This is a genomic window from Enterobacter sp. ENT03 (genome assembly GCF_019218745.1).
GTDB lineage: Bacteria > Pseudomonadota > Gammaproteobacteria > Enterobacterales > Enterobacteriaceae > Enterobacter_D.
On sequence record NZ_JAHUXA010000025.1, the window covers coordinates 1 to 21,917 of the forward strand.

Annotated in this window: 18 protein-coding genes; 12 read left to right on the plus strand and 6 right to left on the minus strand. The window is 55.3% G+C overall.

The genetic code is table 11. From position 1 onward, the window contains the following. Window positions 1-151: 151 nt before the first annotated feature. On the minus strand, window positions 152-922 hold the full coding sequence (locus KW828_RS20060) for a DedA family protein (RefSeq protein ID WP_218338019.1): 771 nt from the start codon (window positions 920-922) through the stop codon (window positions 152-154). A gap of 93 nt (window positions 923-1,015) precedes the next feature. Then, on the minus strand, window positions 1,016-1,861 hold the full coding sequence (gene araC, locus KW828_RS20065; protein ID WP_218338020.1) for an arabinose operon transcriptional regulator AraC: 846 nt from the start codon (window positions 1,859-1,861) through the stop codon (window positions 1,016-1,018). A gap of 337 nt (window positions 1,862-2,198) precedes the next feature. On the opposite strand from araC, the gene araB reads away from it, so the two are divergent. The 10 genes from araB (at window position 2,199) to KW828_RS20115 (ending at window position 17,294) form a co-directional block, all read left to right on the plus strand. Beyond that, window positions 2,199-3,893 (plus strand): ribulokinase, encoded by a 1,695-nt coding sequence (gene araB / locus KW828_RS20070; RefSeq protein WP_218338021.1) that lies wholly within the window; start codon window positions 2,199-2,201, stop codon window positions 3,891-3,893. An 11-nt stretch (window positions 3,894-3,904) separates the two neighbouring features. Further along, window positions 3,905-5,407 carry an L-arabinose isomerase gene (gene araA, locus KW828_RS20075; protein WP_218338022.1) on the plus strand — a complete coding sequence of 501 codons (1,503 nt, stop codon included), beginning with the start codon at window positions 3,905-3,907 and terminating at the stop codon, window positions 5,405-5,407. 162 nt (window positions 5,408-5,569) lie between these two features. Beyond that, complete coding sequence (gene araD, locus KW828_RS20080) at window positions 5,570-6,265, plus strand: L-ribulose-5-phosphate 4-epimerase (RefSeq protein WP_129363492.1); 696 nt, start codon at window positions 5,570-5,572, stop codon at window positions 6,263-6,265. 139 nt (window positions 6,266-6,404) lie between these two features. Continuing rightward, window positions 6,405-7,262, plus strand: a complete 858-nt coding sequence (locus tag KW828_RS20085) for a hypothetical protein (RefSeq protein WP_218338023.1) — start codon at window positions 6,405-6,407, stop codon at window positions 7,260-7,262. Next, window positions 7,259-7,681, plus strand: a complete 423-nt coding sequence (locus tag KW828_RS20090; protein ID WP_218338024.1) for a hypothetical protein — start codon at window positions 7,259-7,261, stop codon at window positions 7,679-7,681. The genes KW828_RS20085 and KW828_RS20090 overlap by 4 nt, the downstream gene beginning before the upstream one ends. A gap of 81 nt (window positions 7,682-7,762) precedes the next feature. Continuing rightward, entirely contained in the window at window positions 7,763-10,120 is a 2,358-nt protein-coding gene (gene polB / locus KW828_RS20095; RefSeq protein ID WP_218338025.1) for a DNA polymerase II, read from the plus strand. A 142-nt stretch (window positions 10,121-10,262) separates the two neighbouring features. Then, window positions 10,263-13,169: an RNA polymerase-associated protein RapA gene (gene rapA / locus KW828_RS20100; RefSeq protein WP_218338026.1), complete on the plus strand. Its 2,907-nt coding sequence runs from the start codon at window positions 10,263-10,265 to the stop codon at window positions 13,167-13,169. 9 nt (window positions 13,170-13,178) lie between these two features. Next, a complete protein-coding gene (rluA, locus tag KW828_RS20105; protein ID WP_218338027.1) occupies window positions 13,179-13,838 on the plus strand; it encodes a bifunctional tRNA pseudouridine(32) synthase/23S rRNA pseudouridine(746) synthase RluA in 660 nt (219 codons plus the stop codon). Between the two features lie 448 nt (window positions 13,839-14,286). Continuing rightward, window positions 14,287-15,909 carry a PTS transporter subunit EIIC gene (locus KW828_RS20110; RefSeq protein ID WP_218338028.1) on the plus strand — a complete coding sequence of 541 codons (1,623 nt, stop codon included), beginning with the start codon at window positions 14,287-14,289 and terminating at the stop codon, window positions 15,907-15,909. Then, entirely contained in the window at window positions 15,909-17,294 is a 1,386-nt protein-coding gene (locus KW828_RS20115; RefSeq protein ID WP_218338029.1) for a CehA/McbA family metallohydrolase, read from the plus strand. The genes KW828_RS20110 and KW828_RS20115 overlap by 1 nt, the downstream gene beginning before the upstream one ends. 143 nt (window positions 17,295-17,437) lie before the next feature. On the opposite strand, the gene KW828_RS20120 is transcribed toward KW828_RS20115, so the two are convergent. From KW828_RS20120 to trmB, 4 genes are all read right to left on the minus strand, one after another. Then, window positions 17,438-18,433 carry a DUF1202 family protein gene (locus tag KW828_RS20120; protein WP_218338030.1) on the minus strand — a complete coding sequence of 332 codons (996 nt, stop codon included), beginning with the start codon at window positions 18,431-18,433 and terminating at the stop codon, window positions 17,438-17,440. 115 nt (window positions 18,434-18,548) lie between these two features. After that, window positions 18,549-19,268: a DUF2884 domain-containing protein gene (locus KW828_RS20125; RefSeq protein WP_218338031.1), complete on the minus strand. Its 720-nt coding sequence runs from the start codon at window positions 19,266-19,268 to the stop codon at window positions 18,549-18,551. A gap of 55 nt (window positions 19,269-19,323) precedes the next feature. Next, a complete protein-coding gene (locus KW828_RS20130) occupies window positions 19,324-19,650 on the minus strand; it encodes a YggL family protein (RefSeq protein WP_218338032.1) in 327 nt (108 codons plus the stop codon). Beyond that, window positions 19,650-20,369: a tRNA (guanosine(46)-N7)-methyltransferase TrmB gene (trmB, locus tag KW828_RS20135; RefSeq protein ID WP_218338033.1), complete on the minus strand. Its 720-nt coding sequence runs from the start codon at window positions 20,367-20,369 to the stop codon at window positions 19,650-19,652. Before trmB ends, KW828_RS20130 begins: the two co-directional genes overlap by 1 nt. Before the next feature lie 146 nt (window positions 20,370-20,515). On the opposite strand from trmB, the gene mutY reads away from it, so the two are divergent. Both mutY and KW828_RS20145 read left to right on the plus strand, forming a co-directional pair. Then, a complete protein-coding gene (mutY, locus tag KW828_RS20140) occupies window positions 20,516-21,574 on the plus strand; it encodes an A/G-specific adenine glycosylase (protein ID WP_256350303.1) in 1,059 nt (352 codons plus the stop codon). 24 nt (window positions 21,575-21,598) lie between these two features. Continuing rightward, complete coding sequence (locus KW828_RS20145; RefSeq protein ID WP_088221319.1) at window positions 21,599-21,874, plus strand: oxidative damage protection protein; 276 nt, start codon at window positions 21,599-21,601, stop codon at window positions 21,872-21,874. The last annotated feature ends 43 nt before the right edge of the window (window positions 21,875-21,917 follow it).

The following is a 21,917-nucleotide window of genomic DNA, read 5'->3' on the forward strand; positions in this document are numbered from 1 at the left end:
CAGTCCACTGCATAAATCTACGTCACAGGCTGCAAGCCTGAGGCCGGGTACGGCATGTGGACTGCATGGCAGAAAGAACCGGCCGGTTCTTTGTGCACGGGAAGCATAATACAAGGCCGGGTAAGCGTCAGCGCCACCCGGCATCACCCCGTCAGTGACCGCTCACTACCTTCCCAAGGATCTCCACATACACCGGCATCAGCGGGTGGCGGATCACCACCACGGTCGCCACTACCGCCACGCCCAGCAGCAGCGGGGCCACCCACAGCAGACGGGCGCGCGGCAGAAAACGCGTCAGCTTGTCAGGACTGGTTTTTGCACTGCGCCACAGCCGCCAGCACATCCATGCCGCCAGCCACAACAACACCGCAGCCAGCAACAGCAACCATTTAAAGCCGCCGCTCTGTTCGTCGGCGGGAATATCAATCGCCGCGCCAGCCAGAATACCCGGTAAAAAGTAGAACGGCGGCCAGAGCAGGCAGCCGATAATATTGGGCAGGATAAATTTCACCACCGGCAGATCCAGCATCCCTGCCACCATCGGCACCAGCGGACGGGTCGGCCCGACAAAGCGCCCGACGAGAATGGTAAACATGCTGTGCTGATGCAGCGCATGCTCGGTTTTATCCAGCAGCGCTTTGTTTTTCTTTAAAAAGGACCAGCGGTGCAGCGGCTTTTTGAAGCGCCAGCCGAGCCAGAAGGAGATCCAGTCACCCAGTAAACAGCCGACAATACCTGCCAGCCACGCATGCCAAAAATTGACCTCGCCGCTGCCAATCAGCGCCCCAAGCCCCGCCATCATCACCGTGCCGGGTAAAATCAGCCCGACTAATGCCAGCGACTCAAAGAAGGCCACCAGCGCAATAGCGATGAGGGAATACGCCGCCGACTGCGTAATAAAATGTTCCAGAAATGCCTGCATAACCTGCCCGATAGAATGACGTAGTGAATAGTTTACTGGTTAAGTCAGACTATCGGACATGTCTTTTCGTTTCATTTTCGTTTCATTTACGTTTCATTCACATCCGGCACGAAATTCGCTTGGGCTGGCCCCGGTGCATTTTTTAAACACGCGGGAAAAATAGAGCTGATCTTCAAAGCCGACGTTGCGCCCGACGCTGGCAATCGGCATCCGCGTGGTGCTGAGCAACAGCTTGGCCTGGCTGATGCGCTGATCCTCGCGCCAGCTCAGCACACTGACACCGAGCTGCTGGCGGAACAGGTGCGATAACCGCGACGGTGACAAACAAACATGCTGGGCGACGCTGGCGATGTCAAAGTGGCTGTCGGCCAGATGATCGCTGATGTACTGGCAGGCATCGCGCACGCGGTTATCCAGCGGTGGATGCAGGGACTCATTGATGGCTTCCATACGACGCAGCAGCACCTGCTCTAACAGGTTGATCGCCAGCAGCTCGGCGTAGCGCCCGGCGCTCTGCCCGGCATGGATAATCTGGTCGAACAGCTCGCTGAACGCCGCCTGGTGCGCTTCGTCGGGGCGAAAAATCCCGGTCTGGCCGAAAATCGTCGGCCACGCCAGCCACTCATGCCAGTAGGCGCGCGGACGGAAATAGACCCACTGGTGATACCACTCCCGCGCCTCGGGATGCCGTCCGTAATGGTGCACTTCGCCGGGCGGGAACAGCAGAATGTCGCCGGGACGGCAGACAAACTGTTTACCGTTGTTGTCGATGATCCCCTCGCCGCGCACCGTCAGATTGAGGATATAGCCCTTCATGCCCAGCGGCCGATCAACGAAAAAATCCAGGTAACCCTCGGCCTCAATCGGCGTTAATCCCGCCACCAGATGCGCGTTGAAAGAGTAGCCAGGCAGCAGCGGATCGTTTTGCGGTTCAGCCATAATGGCAATACTCCGGGTGTCATTAGAGGAAACCAATTGTCCATATTGTGATTTGTATCATCAAATCCGCCAGCGGATCCTTCCACCGGTAAATCAGCGCTCACCAACCCCGCCAGATAAAAGCACTTTGCGCGGTTTTGTTTCTACACAACGGCAAAAAAGGCTTAACAAAAGTGTCTATAAAGCCAGGTGGAATGTCCACATTGATTATTTGCACAGCGTCACACTTTGCCATGCCATAGCATTTTTATCCATAAGATTAGCGGATCCTGCCTGACCCTTTCCGGCGTCTGTCACTAATGTTTCTCCATACGCTCATTCTTGATGGAGTTACACGATGGCAATTGCAATTGGCCTCGATTTTGGCAGCGATTCAGTACGCGCCCTGGCCGTGGACAGCGTCAGCGGCGAAGAGATCGCCACCAGCGTCGAATGGTATCCGCGCTGGCAGGAAGGACGTTACTGCGACGCCCCCCACAATCAGTTTCGCCACCACCCGCGCGACTATATCGAGTCGATGGAAGCCGCGCTGAAAAGCGTGCTGGCGGCACTGAGCGCAGAACAGCGCGCGCAGGTCAGCGGTATTGGCGTGGACAGTACCGGCTCCACCCCCGCGCCGATTGATGCCGAAGGCCGTGTGCTGGCCCTGCGCCCGGAGTTCGCCGATAACCCGAACGCCATGTTCGTGCTGTGGAAAGATCACACCGCCGTCGAAGAAGCCGAAGCCATTACCCGCCTGTGCCATACCGCCGGAAAAGTGGATTACTCCCGCTATATCGGCGGTATTTACTCCAGCGAATGGTTCTGGGCGAAGATCCTGCATGTGACCCGCGCCGATGCTGCGGTGGCGCAGGCCGCCGCCTCGTGGATCGAGCTGTGCGACTGGATCCCCGCCCTGCTCTCCGACACCACCCGCCCGCAGGCGATCCGCCGTGGGCGTTGCAGCGCTGGTCATAAATCCCTGTGGCATGAAAGCTGGGGCGGCTTACCCCCTGCCAGCTTCTTTGATGAGCTTGATCCGCTGATCAACAAACACCTCAGCTACCCGATGTTTACCGATACCTATACCGCCGATATTCCGGTGGGCACGCTCAGCGCCGAGTGGGCGCAGCGTCTTGGTCTGCCGCAAAGCGTGGTGATCGCCGGCGGCGCGTTCGACTGCCATATGGGCGCGGTGGGCGCGGGCGCACAGCCAAATACGCTGGTGAAAGTGATCGGCACCTCTACCTGCGACATCCTGATCGCCGATAAACCCAGCGTCGGTGAACGCGCGGTGAAAGGCATCTGCGGTCAGGTTGACGGCAGCGTGGTGCCGGACTTTATCGGCCTTGAAGCCGGGCAATCCGCCTTTGGCGATATTTACGCCTGGTTTGGCCGCATTCTCGGCTGGCCGCTGGAGCAGCTGGCGCTGCAACATCCCGAGCTGAAAACGCAGATCCGCGCCAGCCAGAAACAGCTGTTACCAGCGCTCACCCAGGCATGGGCGGATAACCCGTCGCTGGATCATCTGCCGGTCATTCTCGACTGGTTTAACGGCCGCCGCACGCCGGATGCGAACCAACGTCTGAAAGGCGTGATCACCGATCTGAATCTTGCCACCGACGCTCCGCTGCTGTTCGGCGGGCTGGTGGCTGCCACCGCCTTTGGCGCGCGCGCCATTATGGAGTGCTTTACCGAACAGGGCATCGCGGTGAACAACGTGATGGCGCTGGGCGGCATCGCCCGTAAAAACCGCGTCATCATGCAGGCCTGCTGCGACGTGTTAAACCGTCCGTTGCAGATTGTCGCCTCCGATCAGTGCTGCGCCCTTGGGGCGGCTATTTTTGCCGCCGTGGCAGCGGGCGATCACCCGGATATTCCGACCGCCCAGCAGTCGATGGCCAGCCGCATCGAAAATACCCTGCAACCGGATCCGCGCCAGGCGCAACGTTTTGAACAGCTCTATCGCCGCTATCAACGTTGGGCGGTCAGCGCCGAACAACACTATCTCCCTTCAGCTGCCCCCGCATCGCAGGCAGCGCTGACTCATTAAGGACACGATAAATGACCGTATTCGATAACTATGAAGTGTGGTTTGTGATTGGCAGCCAACATCTGTATGGCCCGGAAGCGCTGCGCCAGGTCACTACCCATGCGGAACAGGTGGTGAACGCCCTCAATAAAGAGGCGAAACTGCCGTGCAAAATGGTGCTGAAACCGCTTGGCACCACGCCGGATGAGATCACCGCGATTTGCCGCGACGCCAACTATGACGACAAGTGCGCGGGTCTGGTGGTGTGGCTGCACACCTTCTCCCCGGCCAAAATGTGGATCAACGGCCTGACCATCCTCAATAAACCGCTGTTGCAGTTCCATACCCAGTTCAATGCGGGCCTGCCGTGGGACAGCATTGATATGGACTTTATGAACCTCAACCAGACCGCGCACGGTGGCCGTGAGTTTGGCTTTATCGGCGCGCGTATGCGTCAACAGCACAGCGTGGTGACCGGCCACTGGCAGGATCAAAAGGCCCAGCAGCGCATCGGCGCGTGGATGCGTCACGCGGTATCAAAACAGGATACCCGTCATCTGAAAGTGTGCCGTTTTGGCGACAACATGCGTGAAGTGGCAGTGACCGACGGGGATAAAGTCGCCGCGCAAATCAAATTCGGCTTCTCGGTGAATACCTGGGCGGTGGGCGATCTGGTGCAGGTGGTAAACAGCATCAGCGATGGCGATGTCAACGCGCTGGTGGACGAATATGAAAGCAGCTACCGCCTGACCCCGGCGGCGCAGATCAACGGCGATAAACGCCAGAACGTTATCGACGCCGCACGCATCGAACTGGGCATGAAACGCTTCCTCGAACAGGGCGGATTCCACGCTTTCACTACCACCTTTGAAGATCTGCACGGTTTAAAACAGCTGCCAGGCCTGGCGGTGCAGCGTCTGATGCAGCAGGGCTACGGCTTTGCCGGTGAAGGCGACTGGAAGACCGCCGCACTGCTGCGCATCATGAAGGTGATGGCGACCGGTCTGCCGGGCGGCACCTCCTTTATGGAGGATTACACCTACCACTTTGAGAACGGCAACGATCTGGTGCTCGGCTCGCACATGCTGGAAGTGTGCCCGACCATCGCGCAGGACGAAAAACCGATCCTCGACGTGCAGTATCTGGGTATCGGTGGCAAAGCCGATCCGGCGCGTCTGATCTTCTCCACCAAAACGGGTCCGGCGATCAACGCCAGCCTGATCGATCTGGGGGATCGTTTCCGTCTGCTGGTGAACTGCGTCGATTCTGTCGCGGCCCCGCACGCGCTGCCGAAGCTGCCGGTCGCTAACGCCCTGTGGAAAGCCCAGCCGGATCTGCCAACCGCCTCGGAAGCCTGGATCATCGCCGGCGGCGCGCACCATACCGTCTTCAGCCATGCGCTGGATCTGAACGATATGCGCCAGTTCAGCGAACTGCATGGTATCGAACTGACGGTCATCGACAACGACACCCGCCTGCCCGCGTTCAAAGACGCGCTGCGCTGGAACGAGGTCTATTACGGTTCGAAACGTTAATCCTTATCCCTCACCCCGGCCCTCTCCCCAGGGAGAGGGGGAAAAACAAGCCTGCACGATCTGTCCCCCCTCCCCCCGGGAGAGGGGAAAACAAGCCCGCAGGATCTGTCCCCTCTCCCTCCGGGAGAGGGTTAGGGTGAGGGGAAAATGGTGGAGTAAAATATGTTAGAGGATCTCAAACGTCAGGTACTCGACGCCAACCTGGCGCTGCCAAAGCACAATCTGGTGACGCTCACCTGGGGTAACGTCAGCGCCGTGGATCGCGAGCGCGGGGTGTTTGTCATCAAACCGTCCGGTGTCGATTACAGCGTGATGACCGCCGAAGACATGGTGGTGGTCAGCATTGAAACCGGTGAAGTGGTCGAAGGTAACAAAAAGCCTTCGTCCGATACGCCGACCCATCGCCTGCTGTATCAGGCTTTTCCGTCCATCGGCGGCATTGTGCATACCCATTCGCGCCACGCCACCATCTGGGCGCAGGCGGGAAAATCCATCCCGGCGACGGGCACCACCCACGCCGACTATTTCTATGGCGCGATCCCTTGCACCCGCAAAATGACCGATGCGGAAATCAACGGTGAATACGAGTGGGAAACGGGTAACGTGATCGTCGAAACCTTCACCTCACAGGGGATCGATGCCGCACAAATGCCCGGCGTATTAGTGCATTCCCACGGCCCCTTTGCGTGGGGAAAAAATGCCGACGACGCGGTGCATAACGCCATCGTGCTGGAAGAAGTCGCCTATATGGGCATTTTCAGCCGCCAGTTGACGCCGGACCTGCCCGCGATGCAGCAGACGCTGCTGGATAAACACTATCTGCGCAAGCACGGCGCAAAAGCGTATTACGGGCAGTAATTGCATTGTGGTGCATGTATTACATGCACCTTTAATCATCCATCATCCCTATGAATTAATTGATACTACCAATAGAAATATAGAATTTGTCGCGCCGTTCTCTGAGTGCTATAAAAACGCATCTGAGGAGAGGTGCTAAATGAGCAAACGGAATGATATTACGGATGGTATATTTGCCACGACGAAAAATACTGGCTTAATATACACGAAAAAATTGGGCTGGATAGATTTGGGTCATGCACAGGGTAATGATGCTCGTATCTTGAAAAGGAAATTAGAACAGGAACGCGGGTCAAAATATTACAAACAGTTTAACGGTCGATACTTTCCGGTGACTTACCATCAGGAGATGACCAAGAGGACAAACCTCGTTGGAATTGACTTAGATTTTCAAACAGGCGTTTTTACAGAAGTGATGGTTCGCTCTTCACTTTCACCAGCCTTGTTAGCACGCGTTGCGCTGACAATGATGTACGGTACCGCTAAAAGGTTTGAAGCATGGCAGAATGCATTCTTCTTCAATTGGTTTACCGATAGCGGTTTTAGCGCCGAGGATCTGGTTTCTGATCTCGTGGGATTCTATCGCGTCTTTGGCACGGGCCCCGACCCGCTATGGCTCGCAAATCCCGTCGATTACCAAACAGCATTGCAAATATGGGATGCGGGTGATCCTGTAGGTCGTTATAAAAATACACAATTTTCACCTTTGTTGTTCCATACAACACCCCCTTTTAACTATGCTCACCCTCGCAGGATCCCTCTACCGGAATGGTTAAGTTACATTAAACCCTTAAATAAAGACTTTACTGGTATTCTTCACAACACGTTCAGGCATAAACCTTATGATAATTTCTTCGGTAACAACTCCACATTAAAACATGAGCTTTACGGATCTGTTTCTTTAACTGCCCGCGATTATTTCCCTGGGTCCCCCTCTGAACGCCCATTATTCTTTTTACTTAACCCGCACTCACCTGTAGTGACCTTCAAAAAATGAAAAGGAAATTATCCATCATTTTATTTATCATCATTCTGCTGGTCGTTGCTTTAGCGGGATGGATCGCAGTTCCTTTAAAGGATCATCAATATAAAGTCAGCGATACATTATCCTACTGGTTTTATACACCGGATACGTTAAAAAGGATCCACTCTCATCTAAACCTTGTAGACTTTGAATATAGCTACGATATTGACGATCAGAGAACGCTACTGGTTATGACATGGAAAAAAGCAGGCAATCTCGGCGCTCTTGAAAAAGAATTGCAAAATTTCCTGCTAACGGCCGGGCAAGTAACACAATACAACTGTGCATGGACTTATAACGACCCCAATGACGCCTCCAGCCATTACGAGCGCTATTGTCTGAATCGACGATCGGATACGCTGGAACTTGAGTATTATAAAATTGAAAAATAATCAAAACACTGTATAAAACACCAGCACCCACCACCAAACCAGGCTATAATTACGCCTGGTATATTTTTATGAGAGCACGGTGTGGCGCAGGCGCGAGAAGGCTTTTTACTGACCCGGCACTGGCGGGATACCCCGAAAGGGACCGAGGTGGAATTCTGGCTCGCCACGGATGACGGGCCGCTGCACGTGGTGCTGCCGCCGCAGGAGTCGGTGGCGTTTATCCCCTCCGAACAGGTGCCGCAGGCGCAGCGCATTCTCGCCGGTGAAAACCAGTACCGCCTGACGCCGCTGGCGCTCAAAGACTTTCATCGCCAGCCGGTTCACGGCCTTTATTGCCGCGCCCATCGCCAGCTGATGCGCTACGACAAACTGCTGCGCGAAGGCGGCGTCACGGTGTTTGAAGCGGATATTCGCCCGCCGGAGCGTTTTCTGATGGAACGCTTTATTACCGCGCCGGTGTGGGTCGATGGCGACGCGCACAACGGCTCGCTGGTGAACGCGCGCTTAAAGCCGCACCCGGACTATCGCCCACCGCTGAAATGGGTGTCGCTGGATATTGAAACCACCCGCCACGGCGAGCTGTACTGCATTGGACTTGAAGGCTGCGGCCAGCGCACCGTTTATATGCTTGGCCCGCAAAACGGCGACGCCAGCGGCGTGGATTTTCATCTGGAGTACGTCGCAAGCCGCCCGCAGCTGCTGGAAAAGCTCAACGCCTGGTTTGCTGAACACGATCCCGACGTGCTGATCGGCTGGAACGTGGTGCAGTTTGACCTGCGCGTGCTGCAAAAACATGCCGAGCGTTACGGTATTCCGCTGCGCCTTGGGCGCGGCAACACCGATCTGGAGTGGCGCGAGCACGGCTTTAAGAATGGCGTGTTCTTCGCCCAGGCCACGGGCCGCTTGATTATTGACGGCATCGACGCGCTGAAATCCGCCTTCTGGAGCTTCCCGTCGTTTTCGCTGGAAGCGGTGTCGCAGGAACTGCTGGGCGAAGGCAAAGCCATTGATAATCCGTGGGATCGCATGGATGAGATCGAGCGACGCTTTGCCGAAAACAAGCCCGCGCTCGCCACTTATAACCTGAAAGACTGCGAGCTGGTGACGCGTATTTTCCATAAAACCGCCATCATGCCGTTCCTGCTGGAGCGCGCCACGGTTAACGGCCTGCCGGCAGACCGGCATGGCGGATCCGTCGCCGCCTTCAGCCACCTGTATATTCCCCGTATGCACCGCGCGGGCTATGTCGCGCCCAATCTCGGGGATGTGCCGCCGCAGGCCAGCCCCGGCGGTTATGTGATGGATTCGCGGCCTGGCCTGTATGACTCGGTGCTGGTGCTGGACTATAAAAGCCTTTATCCGGCGATTATCCGCACCTTCCTGATCGATCCGGTCGGACTGGTGGAAGGCATGGCGCAGCCGGATCCTCAGCAGAGCACCCCGGGCTTTCTCGAAGCCTGGTTTTCGCGGGATAAACACTGTCTGCCGGACATTATCGGGCAGATCTGGCTGGCCCGTGATGAGGCCAAGCGCCTCAACAATAAGCCGCTGTCCCAGGCGCTGAAGATCATCATGAACTCTTTTTACGGCGTGCTCGGCACCAGCGCCTGCCGCTTCTTTGATCCACGCCTCGCCTCGTCGATCACCATGCGCGGGCATGAGATCATGTTGCAAACCAAAGCGTTAATCGAGGCGCAAGGTTTTGATGTGATCTATGGTGACACCGACTCCACCTTTGTATGGCTGAAAGGCGCGCACAACGAAGAAGATGCAGCGAAAACCGGTCAGTCGCTGGTGGCACACGTCAACGGCTGGTGGCAGACGCATCTGCAACAGTCCGGGCTGACCAGCGCGCTGGAGCTGGAGTTTGAAACCCATTTTTGCCGCTTTCTGATGCCAACCATTCGCGGGGCAGATACCGGCAGCAAAAAACGATATGCCGGGCTGATCCAGGAAGGCGACAGCCAGCGCATGGTATTTAAAGGCCTGGAAACGGTGCGCACCGACTGGACGCCGCTGGCGCAGCAGTTCCAGCAGTCGCTGTATCTGCGCATTTTCCGCGGTGAGCCGTATCAGGATTATGTGCGGGAAACCATCGCCCAGCTGATGGCCGGCGAGCTGGATGATCGGCTGGTGTACCGCAAACGCCTGCGCCGCCCGCTGGCGGAGTATCAGCGCAATGTGCCGCCGCATGTACGCGCCGCACGGCTGGCGGATGAACAAAACCAGCAAAGAGGCCGCGCCTTGCAGTACCAGAATCGCGGCACCATCAAGTATGTCTGGACCACCAACGGCCCGGAACCGGTGGCTTATCAGCAGTCGCCGCTGGACTACGATCACTACCTCACCAAACAGTTACAACCGGTGGCGGACGGCATTTTGCCTTTCCTCCACGATGATTTTGCTACACTGGTTACCGGCCAGCTGGGGTTATTTTGAATAATGACGAAAAGGTGACGAAAGCTGTGCCTTCCAGTACCATAGCGCCCTTCCCAATCCTGGCCCCAAATTTTGATGAGCTGTCGTTTTCAGACGGTGGTCAAACTATTGCCTGCAATTAGAGATATAGAGCCGAATACTTATGCCTTTTACACTTGGTCAACGCTGGATCAGCGATACAGAAAGCGAACTGGGACTTGGAACTGTTGTCGCCATGGATGCGCGTACCGTCACTCTGCTTTTTTCCTCCACCGGCGAAAACCGCCTGTATGCCCGTAGTGACGCCCCCGTAACCCGCGTGATGTTCAATCCAGGTGACACAGTGACCAGCCACGAAGGCTGGCAGCTCATAGTTGATGAAGTAAAAGCAGAAAACGGCCTCCTTGCTTACATTGGCACGCGCCCGGATACCGGCGAAACGAACATTATGCTTCGCGAAGTGCTGCTCGACAGCAAACTGATTTTCAGCAAGCCGCAGGACCGTCTGTTTGCCGGACAAATCGACCGTATGGATCGCTTTGCGCTGCGCTACCGCGCGCGTAAATATCAGAGCGAACAGTACCGGATGCCGTGGAGCGGCCTGCGTGGTCAGCGCACCAGCCTGATCCCGCACCAGCTGCATATCGCCCACGATGTGGGCCGTCGCCATGCGCCGCGTGTGCTGCTGGCAGATGAAGTAGGTCTGGGGAAAACCATCGAAGCGGGCATGATCCTGCATCAGCAACTGCTCTCCGGTGCGGCTGAGCGTGTGCTGATCGTCGTACCCGAAACCCTGCAACATCAGTGGCTGGTGGAAATGCTGCGCCGCTTCAACCTGCGGTTTGCGCTGTTTGACGACGAGCGCTACGCCGAAGCCCAGCACGACGCCGATAACCCGTTTGAAACCGAGCAGTTAGTCATTTGCTCGCTGGACTTCGTGCGCCGCAGCAAACAGCGCCTGGAGCATCTGTGCGACGGCGAGTGGGATCTGATGGTGGTCGATGAAGCGCACCATCTGGTATGGAGCGAAGACGCGCCAAGCCGCGAATACCTCGCCATTGAACAGCTGGCCGAACGCGTGCCGGGGATCCTGCTGCTCACCGCCACCCCTGAACAGCTGGGCCTGGAGAGCCACTTTGCGCGTCTGCGCCTGCTGGATCCGAACCGCTTCCACGACTTTGCGCAGTTTGTTGAAGAGCAGAATAACTACCGCCCGGTGGCCGATGCGGTCGCCATGCTGCTGGCGGGCAAACCGCTTTCTGACAGCGAGCTGAACATGCTCGGCGAACTGATTGGCGAGCAGGATATTGAACCGCTGCTGCAAACCGCCAACAGCAACCGTGACGGCGCAGAGTCCGCCCGTCAGGAGCTGATCAGCATGCTGATGGACCGTCACGGCACCAGCCGCGTGCTGTTCCGTAATACCCGTAACGGCGTGAAAGGCTTCCCGAAACGCGAGCTGCACACTATTAAGCTGCCGCTGCCGATGCAGTATCAGACGGCAATCAAAGTTTCCGGCATTATGGGCGCCCGCAAAAGCGCCGAAGAGCGCGCCCGTGACATGCTCTATCCGGAGCAGATTTATCAGGAATTTGAAGGCGATTCCGGCACCTGGTGGAATTTCGATCCGCGCGTTGAGTGGCTGATGGGCTATCTGACCAGCCACCGCTCGCAGAAAGTGCTGGTGATTTGCGCCAAAGCCGCCACCGCGCTGCAACTGGAGCAGGTGCTGCGTGAGCGCGAAGGAATCCGTGCGGCGGTGTTCCACGAAGGCATGTCGATCATCGAACGCGATCGCGCGGCGGCGTGGTTCGGCGAAGAAGACAGCGGCGCGCAGGTGCTGCTGTGCTCGGAAATCGGCTCCGAAGGCCGTAACTTCCAGTTCGCCAGCAACCTGGTGATGTTCGACCTGCCGTTCAACCCGGATCTGCTCGAGCAACGTATTGGTCGTCTGGATCGTATCGGTCAGGCGCATGATATTCAGATCCACGTACCGTTCCTGGAAAAAACCGCCCAGTCCGTGCTGGTGCGCTGGTTCCATGAAGGTCTGGACGCCTTTGAACACACCTGCCCCACCGGACGCGCCATTTATGACAAGGTCTATACCGATCTTATCGGCTACCTGGCCGCGCCGGAAAACACCGACGGCTTTGATGAGCTGATCAAATCCTGCCGCGAGCAGCATGACGCCCTGAAAGCCCAGCTTGAACAGGGGCGCGACCGTCTGCTGGAGATCCACTCCAACGGCGGCGAAAAAGCGCAGGCACTGGCGGAAAGCATTGAAGAGCAGGACGACGATACGGCGCTGATCAGCTTCTCCATGAATCTGTTCGATATTGTCGGCATCAATCAGGACGATCGCGGTGAAAACATGATCGTGCTGACGCCGTCCGACCATATGCTGGTGCCGGATTTCCCTGGTCTGCCGGAAGATGGCTGCACCATCACCTTCGAACGTGATGTGGCGCTGTCCCGTGAAGACGCGCAGTTTGTCACCTGGGAGCATCCGCTGATCCGCAACGGTCTGGATCTGATCCTCTCTGGCGATACCGGTAGCAGCACCATTTCGCTGTTGAAAAACAAAGCCCTGCCGGTCGGGACGCTGCTGCTGGAGCTGATCTACGTGGTGGAAGCGCAGGCACCGAAACAGCTGCAGCTTAACCGCTTCCTGCCTGCCACCCCGGTGCGCATGTTGCTGGATAAAAACGGCACCAACCTGGCGGCACAGGTGGAGTTTGAAACCTTTAACCGTCAGCTGAGCGCGGTGAACCGTCATACCGGCAGCAAGCTGGTGAACGCGGTGCAGCAGGACGTGCATGCTATTCTGCAACAGGGTGAAGCGCAGATCGAAAAAGCGGCGAAAGCGCTTATTGAGGCGGCGCGTACTGAAGCGGATGAGAAGCTCTCTGCCGAACTCTCCCGTCTGGAAGCGCTGAAAGCGGTCAACCCGAACATCCGTGATGATGAACTGGCGGCCATTGAAAGCAATCGCCAGCAGGTGATGGAGAGTCTGGCCGAAGCGGGCTGGCGTCTTGATGCCCTGCGTCTGATCGTCGTGACGCATCAGTAGGAGCCTGGAATGTTGATGGAACCCTACAATCCGCCGCAGGAGCCGTGGCTGGTCATTCTGTATCAGGATGAGCACATTATGGTGGTCAACAAGCCGAGCGGCCTGTTGTCCGTGCCCGGTCGTCTTGACGAGCACAAAGACAGTGTGATGACGCGCATTCAGCGCGATTATCCACAGGCCGAGTCTGTGCATCGTCTGGATATGGCCACCAGCGGCGTGATTGTGGTGGCGCTGAACAAAGCCGCTGAGCGCGAGCTTAAGCGGCAGTTCCGCGAGCGTGAGCCAAAGAAACAGTATGTGGCGCGCGTGTGGGGCCATCCGACACAGGAAGAGGGCCTGGTGGATTTACCGCTGATTTGCGACTGGCCGAATCGCCCGCTGCAAAAGGTGTGTTATGAAACCGGCAAACCGGCGCAGACAGAGTATCGGGTGCTGGAGTATGCGGCAGATAACAGCGCGCGTGTGGAGTTAAAACCGATCACCGGGCGTTCCCATCAGCTGCGCGTGCATATGCTGGCGCTGGGACATCCCATTTTAGGCGACCGGTTTTATGCCACGCCCGAGGCGCTGGCCATGGCCCCGCGCCTGCAATTGCATGCGGAAATGCTGACCATCACCCACCCGGTTTTCGGCAGCAGTATGACGTTTAAAGCGCCTGCAGATTTCTGAGTCATGTTGCCGGATGGCGCGACGCTTATCCGGCCAGCCTGTTTTGTGGCGCATATGAAGGCGTGCCACAAAACAGGTTATCTGCCTGGTCAGTCGGCGGGCAAAGACCGTCATCATCAGCTTACCCCTCCGCCCCGGTGAAACCCCACGCCGTATTATCGCCGTCTCAGTGAAACAGGTAGTCAACCTGTTACTGTTTGTACCTTTTTCCTGCGCTGCGTTCCCTTTAAAAATTAAAATTGTTATTTTCATAACAGTGAACACGATTAAATAAATGTTTTTTCTCACCGGAAACTTATTTTTCTGGGGGATTGCGCATGTGGTTTAAACGGGGAATACAAAAGCCCATACAGAACCATTTTCGATATTTTAATGAAGCATTACCTCCGCCGCGAAAATAGCGCCAGGGCAATAATGGACTAATAACTTTTATATTCAGGATGGCGATATGAAAGAAAAATTGCAGACGTATGGAAAAGCGATGTTAATTCCCATTTCACTGGTCGCTATCGGCGGTCTTTTACTGGGGATTGGCGGAGCGCTCACCTCTGAGGTGACGGCGACATCGTTAGGGCTGGAGTGGGCAAGCTATTCGCATTCCCTCTTTTACAACGCTTTTATGGTAGTGAAAGGACTTGGGGACGTCATATTTAAAAACCTCGGTATTCTTTACGCCACAGGTGTGGCGTTTTCGCTGGCCAGAAAAGAGCAGGGCTGGGCCGCCTTTTCATCTGCGGTGGCGTATCTGTCTATGCTGACCACCCTTTCGATCCTGCTTAAAAATCATGGCTATAGCCCAGACAGTACCACCATTGCTTATTTTGTCAGCCAGGGCATGCCCCCCATTGAAGCGACAAAAGCGTCAGCGCTGTTTACCACTGAACTGGGATACTTCACGTACCGGACCGGGGTATTCGGCGGGTTAGCCATTGGGTTTAGCGTCGCTGCCATTCATGCCCGTTTTTACAATACGAAGCTACCTGCGGCACTGGCCTTCTTTTCCGGTACCCGTACCGTGCCGATTCTGGCGTTGCTGGCGGGCGGCGCTGCCGGTGTCTTTTTCTTTCTTTGCTGGCCTTTTATTGGCGGAATGCTCGGTAATTTCGCCGGCTTTGTGCACTCTGCCGGACTGCTGGGAACCTTTGTCTATCGGGCAACCAATGAAGTATTAATTCCGTTCGGCATGCATCCGTTATTGTCGTTACCCATTCGCTGGACGCAGCTTGGCGGTACCGCAGTGGTGGACGGCGTCATTGTGTCAGGCACATCGGCGATCCAGATGGCCCAGCTTGCCTCCGCTGAACCGGGAAAGCTGCTGGTACGGGCATTTATGGGCGGGAACGCGATTATCAACTTTGCGATTTACCCCGCCATTGCGCTGGCGATGTACCATACGACACGTAAAGAAAATAAGAAAAAAGTCGCCGCGCTGCTGATTTCCGTGGTGGTTTCAACGGTGGTATTTGGTATTACGGAACCGATTCTGTTCACGTTTCTGTTTATTGCCCCGTGGCTTTACTTTCTGGTGTTTGCTCCTCTTGCGGCTTCCGGTGAAGTGCTGTCGGAGTTTTTCCAGGTGTCGATTTATCAGGGGAATATTAAAGACTGGATCCCGTTTATCCTGCGGCCTGAAAAACTGAATATCTGGCCTTTCCTGTGGCTTTTCCCGCTCTATTTTATTGCCGCATACGTTATTTTCAGGACGCTGATCACCCGCTTTAATATCAAAACGCCAGGGCGGGAGGATGTCAGCGATGATGAAGAAATTCGGCTTTACACGAAACAGGATTATAACGAGAAGATCAAAAAAGACGCGGCGGCAGAGACGTTAGCGCAGGGCATTATTGCCGCTCTGGGTGGACGTGAAAATATCGTTGAAGTGGATAACTGCATTTCAAGGTTACGCATTATTCTGGCGAACGCTGAGTTAATGGCGCCGGATGCCCACTGGAAGAATAATCTCAAAGCCATGGGCATTGTGCGTATCGGGACCAACGGTGTGCAGATCGTCTATGGCCCGGATGTGTGCAGTATCGCCGTTGATGTGCGTGAAAAACTGGGGCTTTCCTGATGCGTATCCATCATCAATTTGGCGAGGCCGACGATGAAGTTTTCACTACGGTTATTCCGCTGCATGATGCAAAGGGTATTGATATTACGCTGCAAGCAGGTCCCTTTGAGCATTTTTTCCTGATCGTGAAAGATCCGCAGCACCGTATGCGGGCGCTTCTGACCTGGAAAACACGGATTAAACAGTATCAGATACGCGAAACATTCGCTGACGGTTCAAACAATACCTTGCCGGGGAAAATAATGGCGGGTGAGTGGTCCTTTACGGTGGTAAAACCCGGCAGGCTTTGCGGAGAAATCGCGTATGACATTCACTGCTGTGGCGAGGTGAAGGAAAACGCGCAACCGGAGGCTGTGGCGGTACTGGATAAACCCTGGAATGACGTCGTGAATCCGCGTTCCGGGTGGTATCGCGGCGATCTTCATGCGCACAGCGAATACTCCGATGGCCGGGTTTCATTGCAGCACATCAGCCGTCGGGCAATTGAACAGCATCTTGATTTTTTAGCGCTCACCGATCATTCGATCGTAACGACGCACTTCCCGGCCGGGGCACCGCTGGTGCTTCCGGCAACGGAACTCACCTTTGATAATGACGTTCACTACAATGTTTTTGGGCTGCGTCACTTTATTGATTATGGGCACTACTTCACCCACGCGAAAAATAAAAATGAGGCGCTAACGGCGCTGCATCGGGATTTAGCGGCATCGGGCGCACTGATCGCGATAAATCATCCTTTCTCATCGGGGATGTCGCTGGCGCATGATTTTGATCTGCGGGCGATACATTTACTGGAAGTCATTAACGCACCGCATCTTGCCGATCAACCGATTGATAATGAAAAGGCGATTCGCTTTTTCGATTTTCTCTGGCTGAACGGTCACCGCTTAACGGCAGTGGGAGGCAGTGACGCGCATAAAGAAAATAGCGGCGGGATTTACCCATTGGGTCAGCCAATAACCCAGATTTATTGTGCGGGATTAAGTATTCGCAATTTGCTTACCGGGCTAAAAGGCGGGCAAACCGTCGTTGATAATGGCGTGAATATTCAGTTAACGCTACGGCAGGCTTTAAACGTGATATTACCGGGTAGTGAAGTCAGCGGCAGCGTTGAATTTGATGCGCAAGGTACAGACCCCGCCCTTACATGGCGCTTGATGCGCAACGGCCAGTGTATTAACCAACACACCGGGCGCCACTTCACGTTCAGCGTCAACCTTGAACCGGGGAATTATTGCCGCCTTGAGGCACGGCTAAATGAGCAAACGGTTTTCTTTACCAACCCTGTCTATTGCAAACTTAGCCCGCCAGAAGAGTACCGTTTTTCTGTGCTTCGCGATCGGTTTCTTGCCGCGGATGGCTTTGAAAAGTCCGAAATGCAGTAAGCGAAAAGGAGCTGCACAGTAAAAATCGTCACCCTATTTTTGTGGCTGCTGAATGATGATGGCAGAACTGGCTGCCAGGGCAAGCAGCCTTTAATTTCATTTTCATCGTAAATATATAAATCGGTAATGGCATTGCTGCCTGACTACTTAATTACCCCTCGCTCACGCAGCTCTGTTATATCTTTCTGCCAGTGGTCATAATCACGCTGGGTTTCATTTATTTCGATGTTCAGTCTGCCGATTTGCCCCTGCAGCTTTTGCCATTCTTTGTACAGCGGCTCCACTTTTTTATCGCCCGCTGCCATTTCCGCCTGGATTTTCTGATACATCGCGTTGTGTTGTGCAGAATGCTTGCGCCCGTGCTCGGCCAGCGCTTCATCCCGGGCATTCATCAGCGGGAGAATATCGCAATCCGGTTTTTTCCTGCACTCGGCAACCGCTGGCTCATAAACCGTTTTTTGGTAATGATCTTTAAACGTCATAAAATCGCTTTGCTGATCGGCCACGCGCATTGCTGCAAGCTTTTCCTGCATTACCGTTTCGCGATTGCCGGGCTTGCCGTTTTGAGTCGTCCATGACGCATCGATTTTCGTGTGCAGCGCATCCGCTTTTTCACTCAGCTGTTCTTTCTCTTTTTCCCATCTATCCAGCATGGCTTTTTTATCCGCGTAGGCAGACTCTATCTTGTTCAGCCGGGCGTTAAAATCGCTGTCGGTCACCACAAGATCCAACTCTTTTTTGTCCTTCATCGGAGAGCCAGCGTTTCTCGCCGCCATCTGCATGGAAAAGAACTCGGTGCGCCAGCCAGACTCTTTTGTGCCTACCGACGTCACCATGGCCGAAAACTTCACCGGGCGATTTTTAACCCAGGTTTGTTCGTAAAAGCGGTAATCCGCCGCCATGCCTACTATTGAGTAGAGGTCGTCGGTGGCGGCAATATCACCTTCCGCCATCCATGTCGCCTGATTTCCCATGGCATCAAGCTGGCGAAGCGTGATTTTTTCAAGGCGCATCATGCCACTGTATTGCTCGGAAAACTGCTGCTTGAGGGTATCGTTACTGGGCGGGGTCGTATCAGCGAACGCCTGAAAGGAAGCACAACAAAAAAGAAGCGCGCCATATTTCCAGCTGTGTGACATTTGCAAATTCCTTTTATGATTGAAAAAAACATCATATGAAATTCGCCGCACAGACAGGATAAATGTAATCTCATTTTGGATGACTACCTGCCGGGCAGGTAGTCGGTAGAAAGGTCTACTTCAGCCCGCTGACCAGCGCTTTGCGGCTGTCTTCCAGCGACACCACGCGGCTGCACACGGCTTTGCCGAATTGTTCGAAATCGGCTTCCTGATTTTTCCATTCATTCTGGATCGCGGTCTGTAAACCGCCGAGGCTGCCGAGTACGCCCTGCAAGGGATTACCGCCGCCTTTCAGTACCGCTTTCGCGCCCATCTCATTGATGCTGTCCTGCAGGATGCCGCCCATCGCCTGATTGACCAGCTGCTGGCCGTTAGCGCGCACTTCATCAATGGCTTTGTAATGGAAGGTGATGCCATCCGGGCGACGCTCAAGAATGCGGTTCATCTGCTCTTTCAGCTGCGCGTCGAGTTTGGTCAGGCGACCACGCATATTGCTGCTTTCACCCACTTCTTTGGCGATGATGTTATCAAGCGCCACGCGGCCTTTCTCGACGCGGCTACGCGCGCCGTCGTCGATCCACGGCAGCGCGGTGCGCAGATCCGCCTGATAATCTTTCGCCTGCTCGCGCTGGGCGGCGCTCAGGGTGTATTGCTTACCGTTAAACATCACGTTGCCGTCCGGCGTCATCACCAGATTGCCGTTCTCGCCTTTCACCTGCACGGTTTGCGGATTGATCACCACGTCGTCACGCGGCGTGACGCTACATTTATATTCAGCCTGCGCGGTAAATGCGGTTACCGTCAGGGCAGCCGCCAGCAGCGTTTTGCGCAACATAAAAACTCCTTCACAAACAAAACGGGCCGGCAAAGCCGACCCTGTCGATAACTAATTAGTCCCACCAGACGTCAAAAAGTTCGCTGATGCGTACATCGTCGAACTTACGGTCTTCGAGCCATTTACGCACAATGGCCTGGTCCTCTTCGGTGCATTTGCCGATTTCCTGTTTGCAAATCAGCCCTTCCCACACCAGATAGCCGCTGCCGTCAAACGCCAGTTTGTTCGGCTCGATCACTTCGTTGATGAAGTCATCAACGGTCTGATCGATCTGCTCTTCACTGGTACCTTCCGGGAAACGCCATGCGACGGAAAAGCCTAATTCCTGAAAATCGTCGATATGCATTTTCTTACGCAGACGACGGCTACGATTCGTTGCCATTATTTCACCCTCTCGAACATTAAGTCCCATACGCCGTGACCAAGACGATGGCCACGCTGTTCAAATTTGGTTACCGGACGCGATTCAGGACGCGGCACATAGTCATTGCTGGCAGACTGGTTTTTATAGCCGTCCAGCGATGACATCACTTCCAGCATGTGTTCTGCATAGGCTTCCCAGTCGGTTGCCATATGGAAAACGCCGCCCAGTTTCAGTTTGCTTTTCACCAGTTCAGCAAACGGCGGCTGAACGATACGGCGTTTATTATGGCGTGCTTTATGCCATGGGTCAGGGAAAAAGAGCTGCACCATGGTTAAAGAATTGTCAGGGATCATTTTGTGCAGCACTTCTACCGCGTCGTGGCACATCACGCGCAGGTTCTCGACACCCTCTTCGTGCGCGGTGGCAAGACACGCGCCCACGCCCGGCGAATGCACTTCAATGCCGAGGAAATTCTGCGCAGGTTTGGCTTTCGCCATCGTGACCAGCGAGGCGCCCATACCAAAACCAATCTCCAGCGTGACTGGCGCGTCGCGGCCAAACAGCGCGGCGAAATCCAGCGGTGCGTCGGTGAACTCTACGCCCATCACCGGCCAGTAGTTTTCCAGCGCGTGCTCCTGCCCTTTCGTCAGACGCCCCTGACGGCGGACAAAGCTGCGGATGCGGCGCAGCGGGCGGCCGTTTTCATCAAATTCCGGTGAAATGACGTCGTTCTTCATAAATATGTCTGCTTGTGAGAGTGGTCGGGAAACGGGCATTATCCAAAGTTAGTTGCCGGATGCAAGCACCGGAAACTTCTGGTTTACACCTCTGTGCCGCTGTGCTGCAATCTGGCTCCCCCAAAACGTTACCCGGAAGCTCTGCTTTGACCTTAAACGCGTCGCAATTTTCAGCCCAGGTGCTGGAGTGGTATGACAAATACGGGCGTAAGACCCTGCCCTGGCAACTCGAAAAAACGCCCTACAAAGTATGGCTCTCTGAGGTGATGTTGCAACAAACGCAGGTCACCACCGTGATCCCCTATTTTGAGCGTTTTATGGCCCGCTTCCCGACGGTGACGGATTTAGCCAATGCGCCGCTCGATGAGGTGCTGCACCTGTGGACCGGTCTTGGCTATTACGCCCGCGCCCGCAATCTGCATAAAGCGGCGCAGCAGGTAGCCACGCTGCATCATGGCCAGTTCCCCGATACCTTCGATGAAGTGGCGGCGCTGCCGGGCGTCGGGCGCTCGACCGCCGGGGCGATTTTGTCCCTGTCGCTCAATAAGCACTTCCCGATCCTCGATGGCAACGTGAAGCGCGTGCTGGCCCGCTGCTATGCGGTAGGCGGCTGGCCGGGTAAAAAAGAGGTGGAAAAGCGCCTGTGGGAGTTAAGTGAACAGGTGACGCCCGCCGAGGGCGTGGCGCGCTTTAACCAGGCGATGATGGATTTGGGGGCGATCGTCTGCACCCGCTCAAAACCCAAATGTTCGCTCTGCCCGCTCAGCAATGGCTGCGAAGCCTATGCGCATGAGAGCTGGGCGCTGTACCCGGGCAAAAAACCGAAGCAAACGCTGCCGGAGCGCACCGGCTATTTTCTGATGCTCCAGCACGGCGACGAGGTGTTTCTGGCCCAGCGGCCGCCGGTCGGTCTGTGGGGCGGCTTATTCTGCTTCCCGCAGTTTGAAGATGAAGACAGTCTGCGTCGCTGGCTGGCGGAACGTCAGATTGACGCCGATACTCTCAGCCAGTTAACGGCGTTTCGCCATACTTTCAGCCATTTCCATCTGGATATTGTGCCAATGTGGCTTCCCGTGTCCTCATTCACCGCATGCATGGATGAAGGGGCGGGTCTCTGGTATAACTTAGCGCAACCGCAATCCGTTGGACTGGCGGCGCCCGTTGAGCGCCTGTTACAGCAATTACGTACCGGCGCCGCTGTATAGCGCTGAGATGAAAGAGGAATTTTTATGAGCAGAACCATTTTTTGTACCTTCCTGGGCCGTGAAGCGGAAGGTCAGGATTTCCAGCTTTATCCGGGCGACGTCGGCAAGCGCATCTATAACGAGATTTCGAAAGAAGCCTGGGCGCAGTGGCAGCAGAAACAGACCATGCTCATCAACGAAAAGAAACTCAATATGATGAACCTGGAGCACCGCAAGCTGCTGGAGCAGGAGATGATTAACTTCCTGTTCGAAGGCAAAGATGTGCACATCGAAGGCTATAAGCCGCAGGATCAAGAATAAAAATAACATTGCCGGGGTAACCCGGCTTTTTCACGTCTAACAC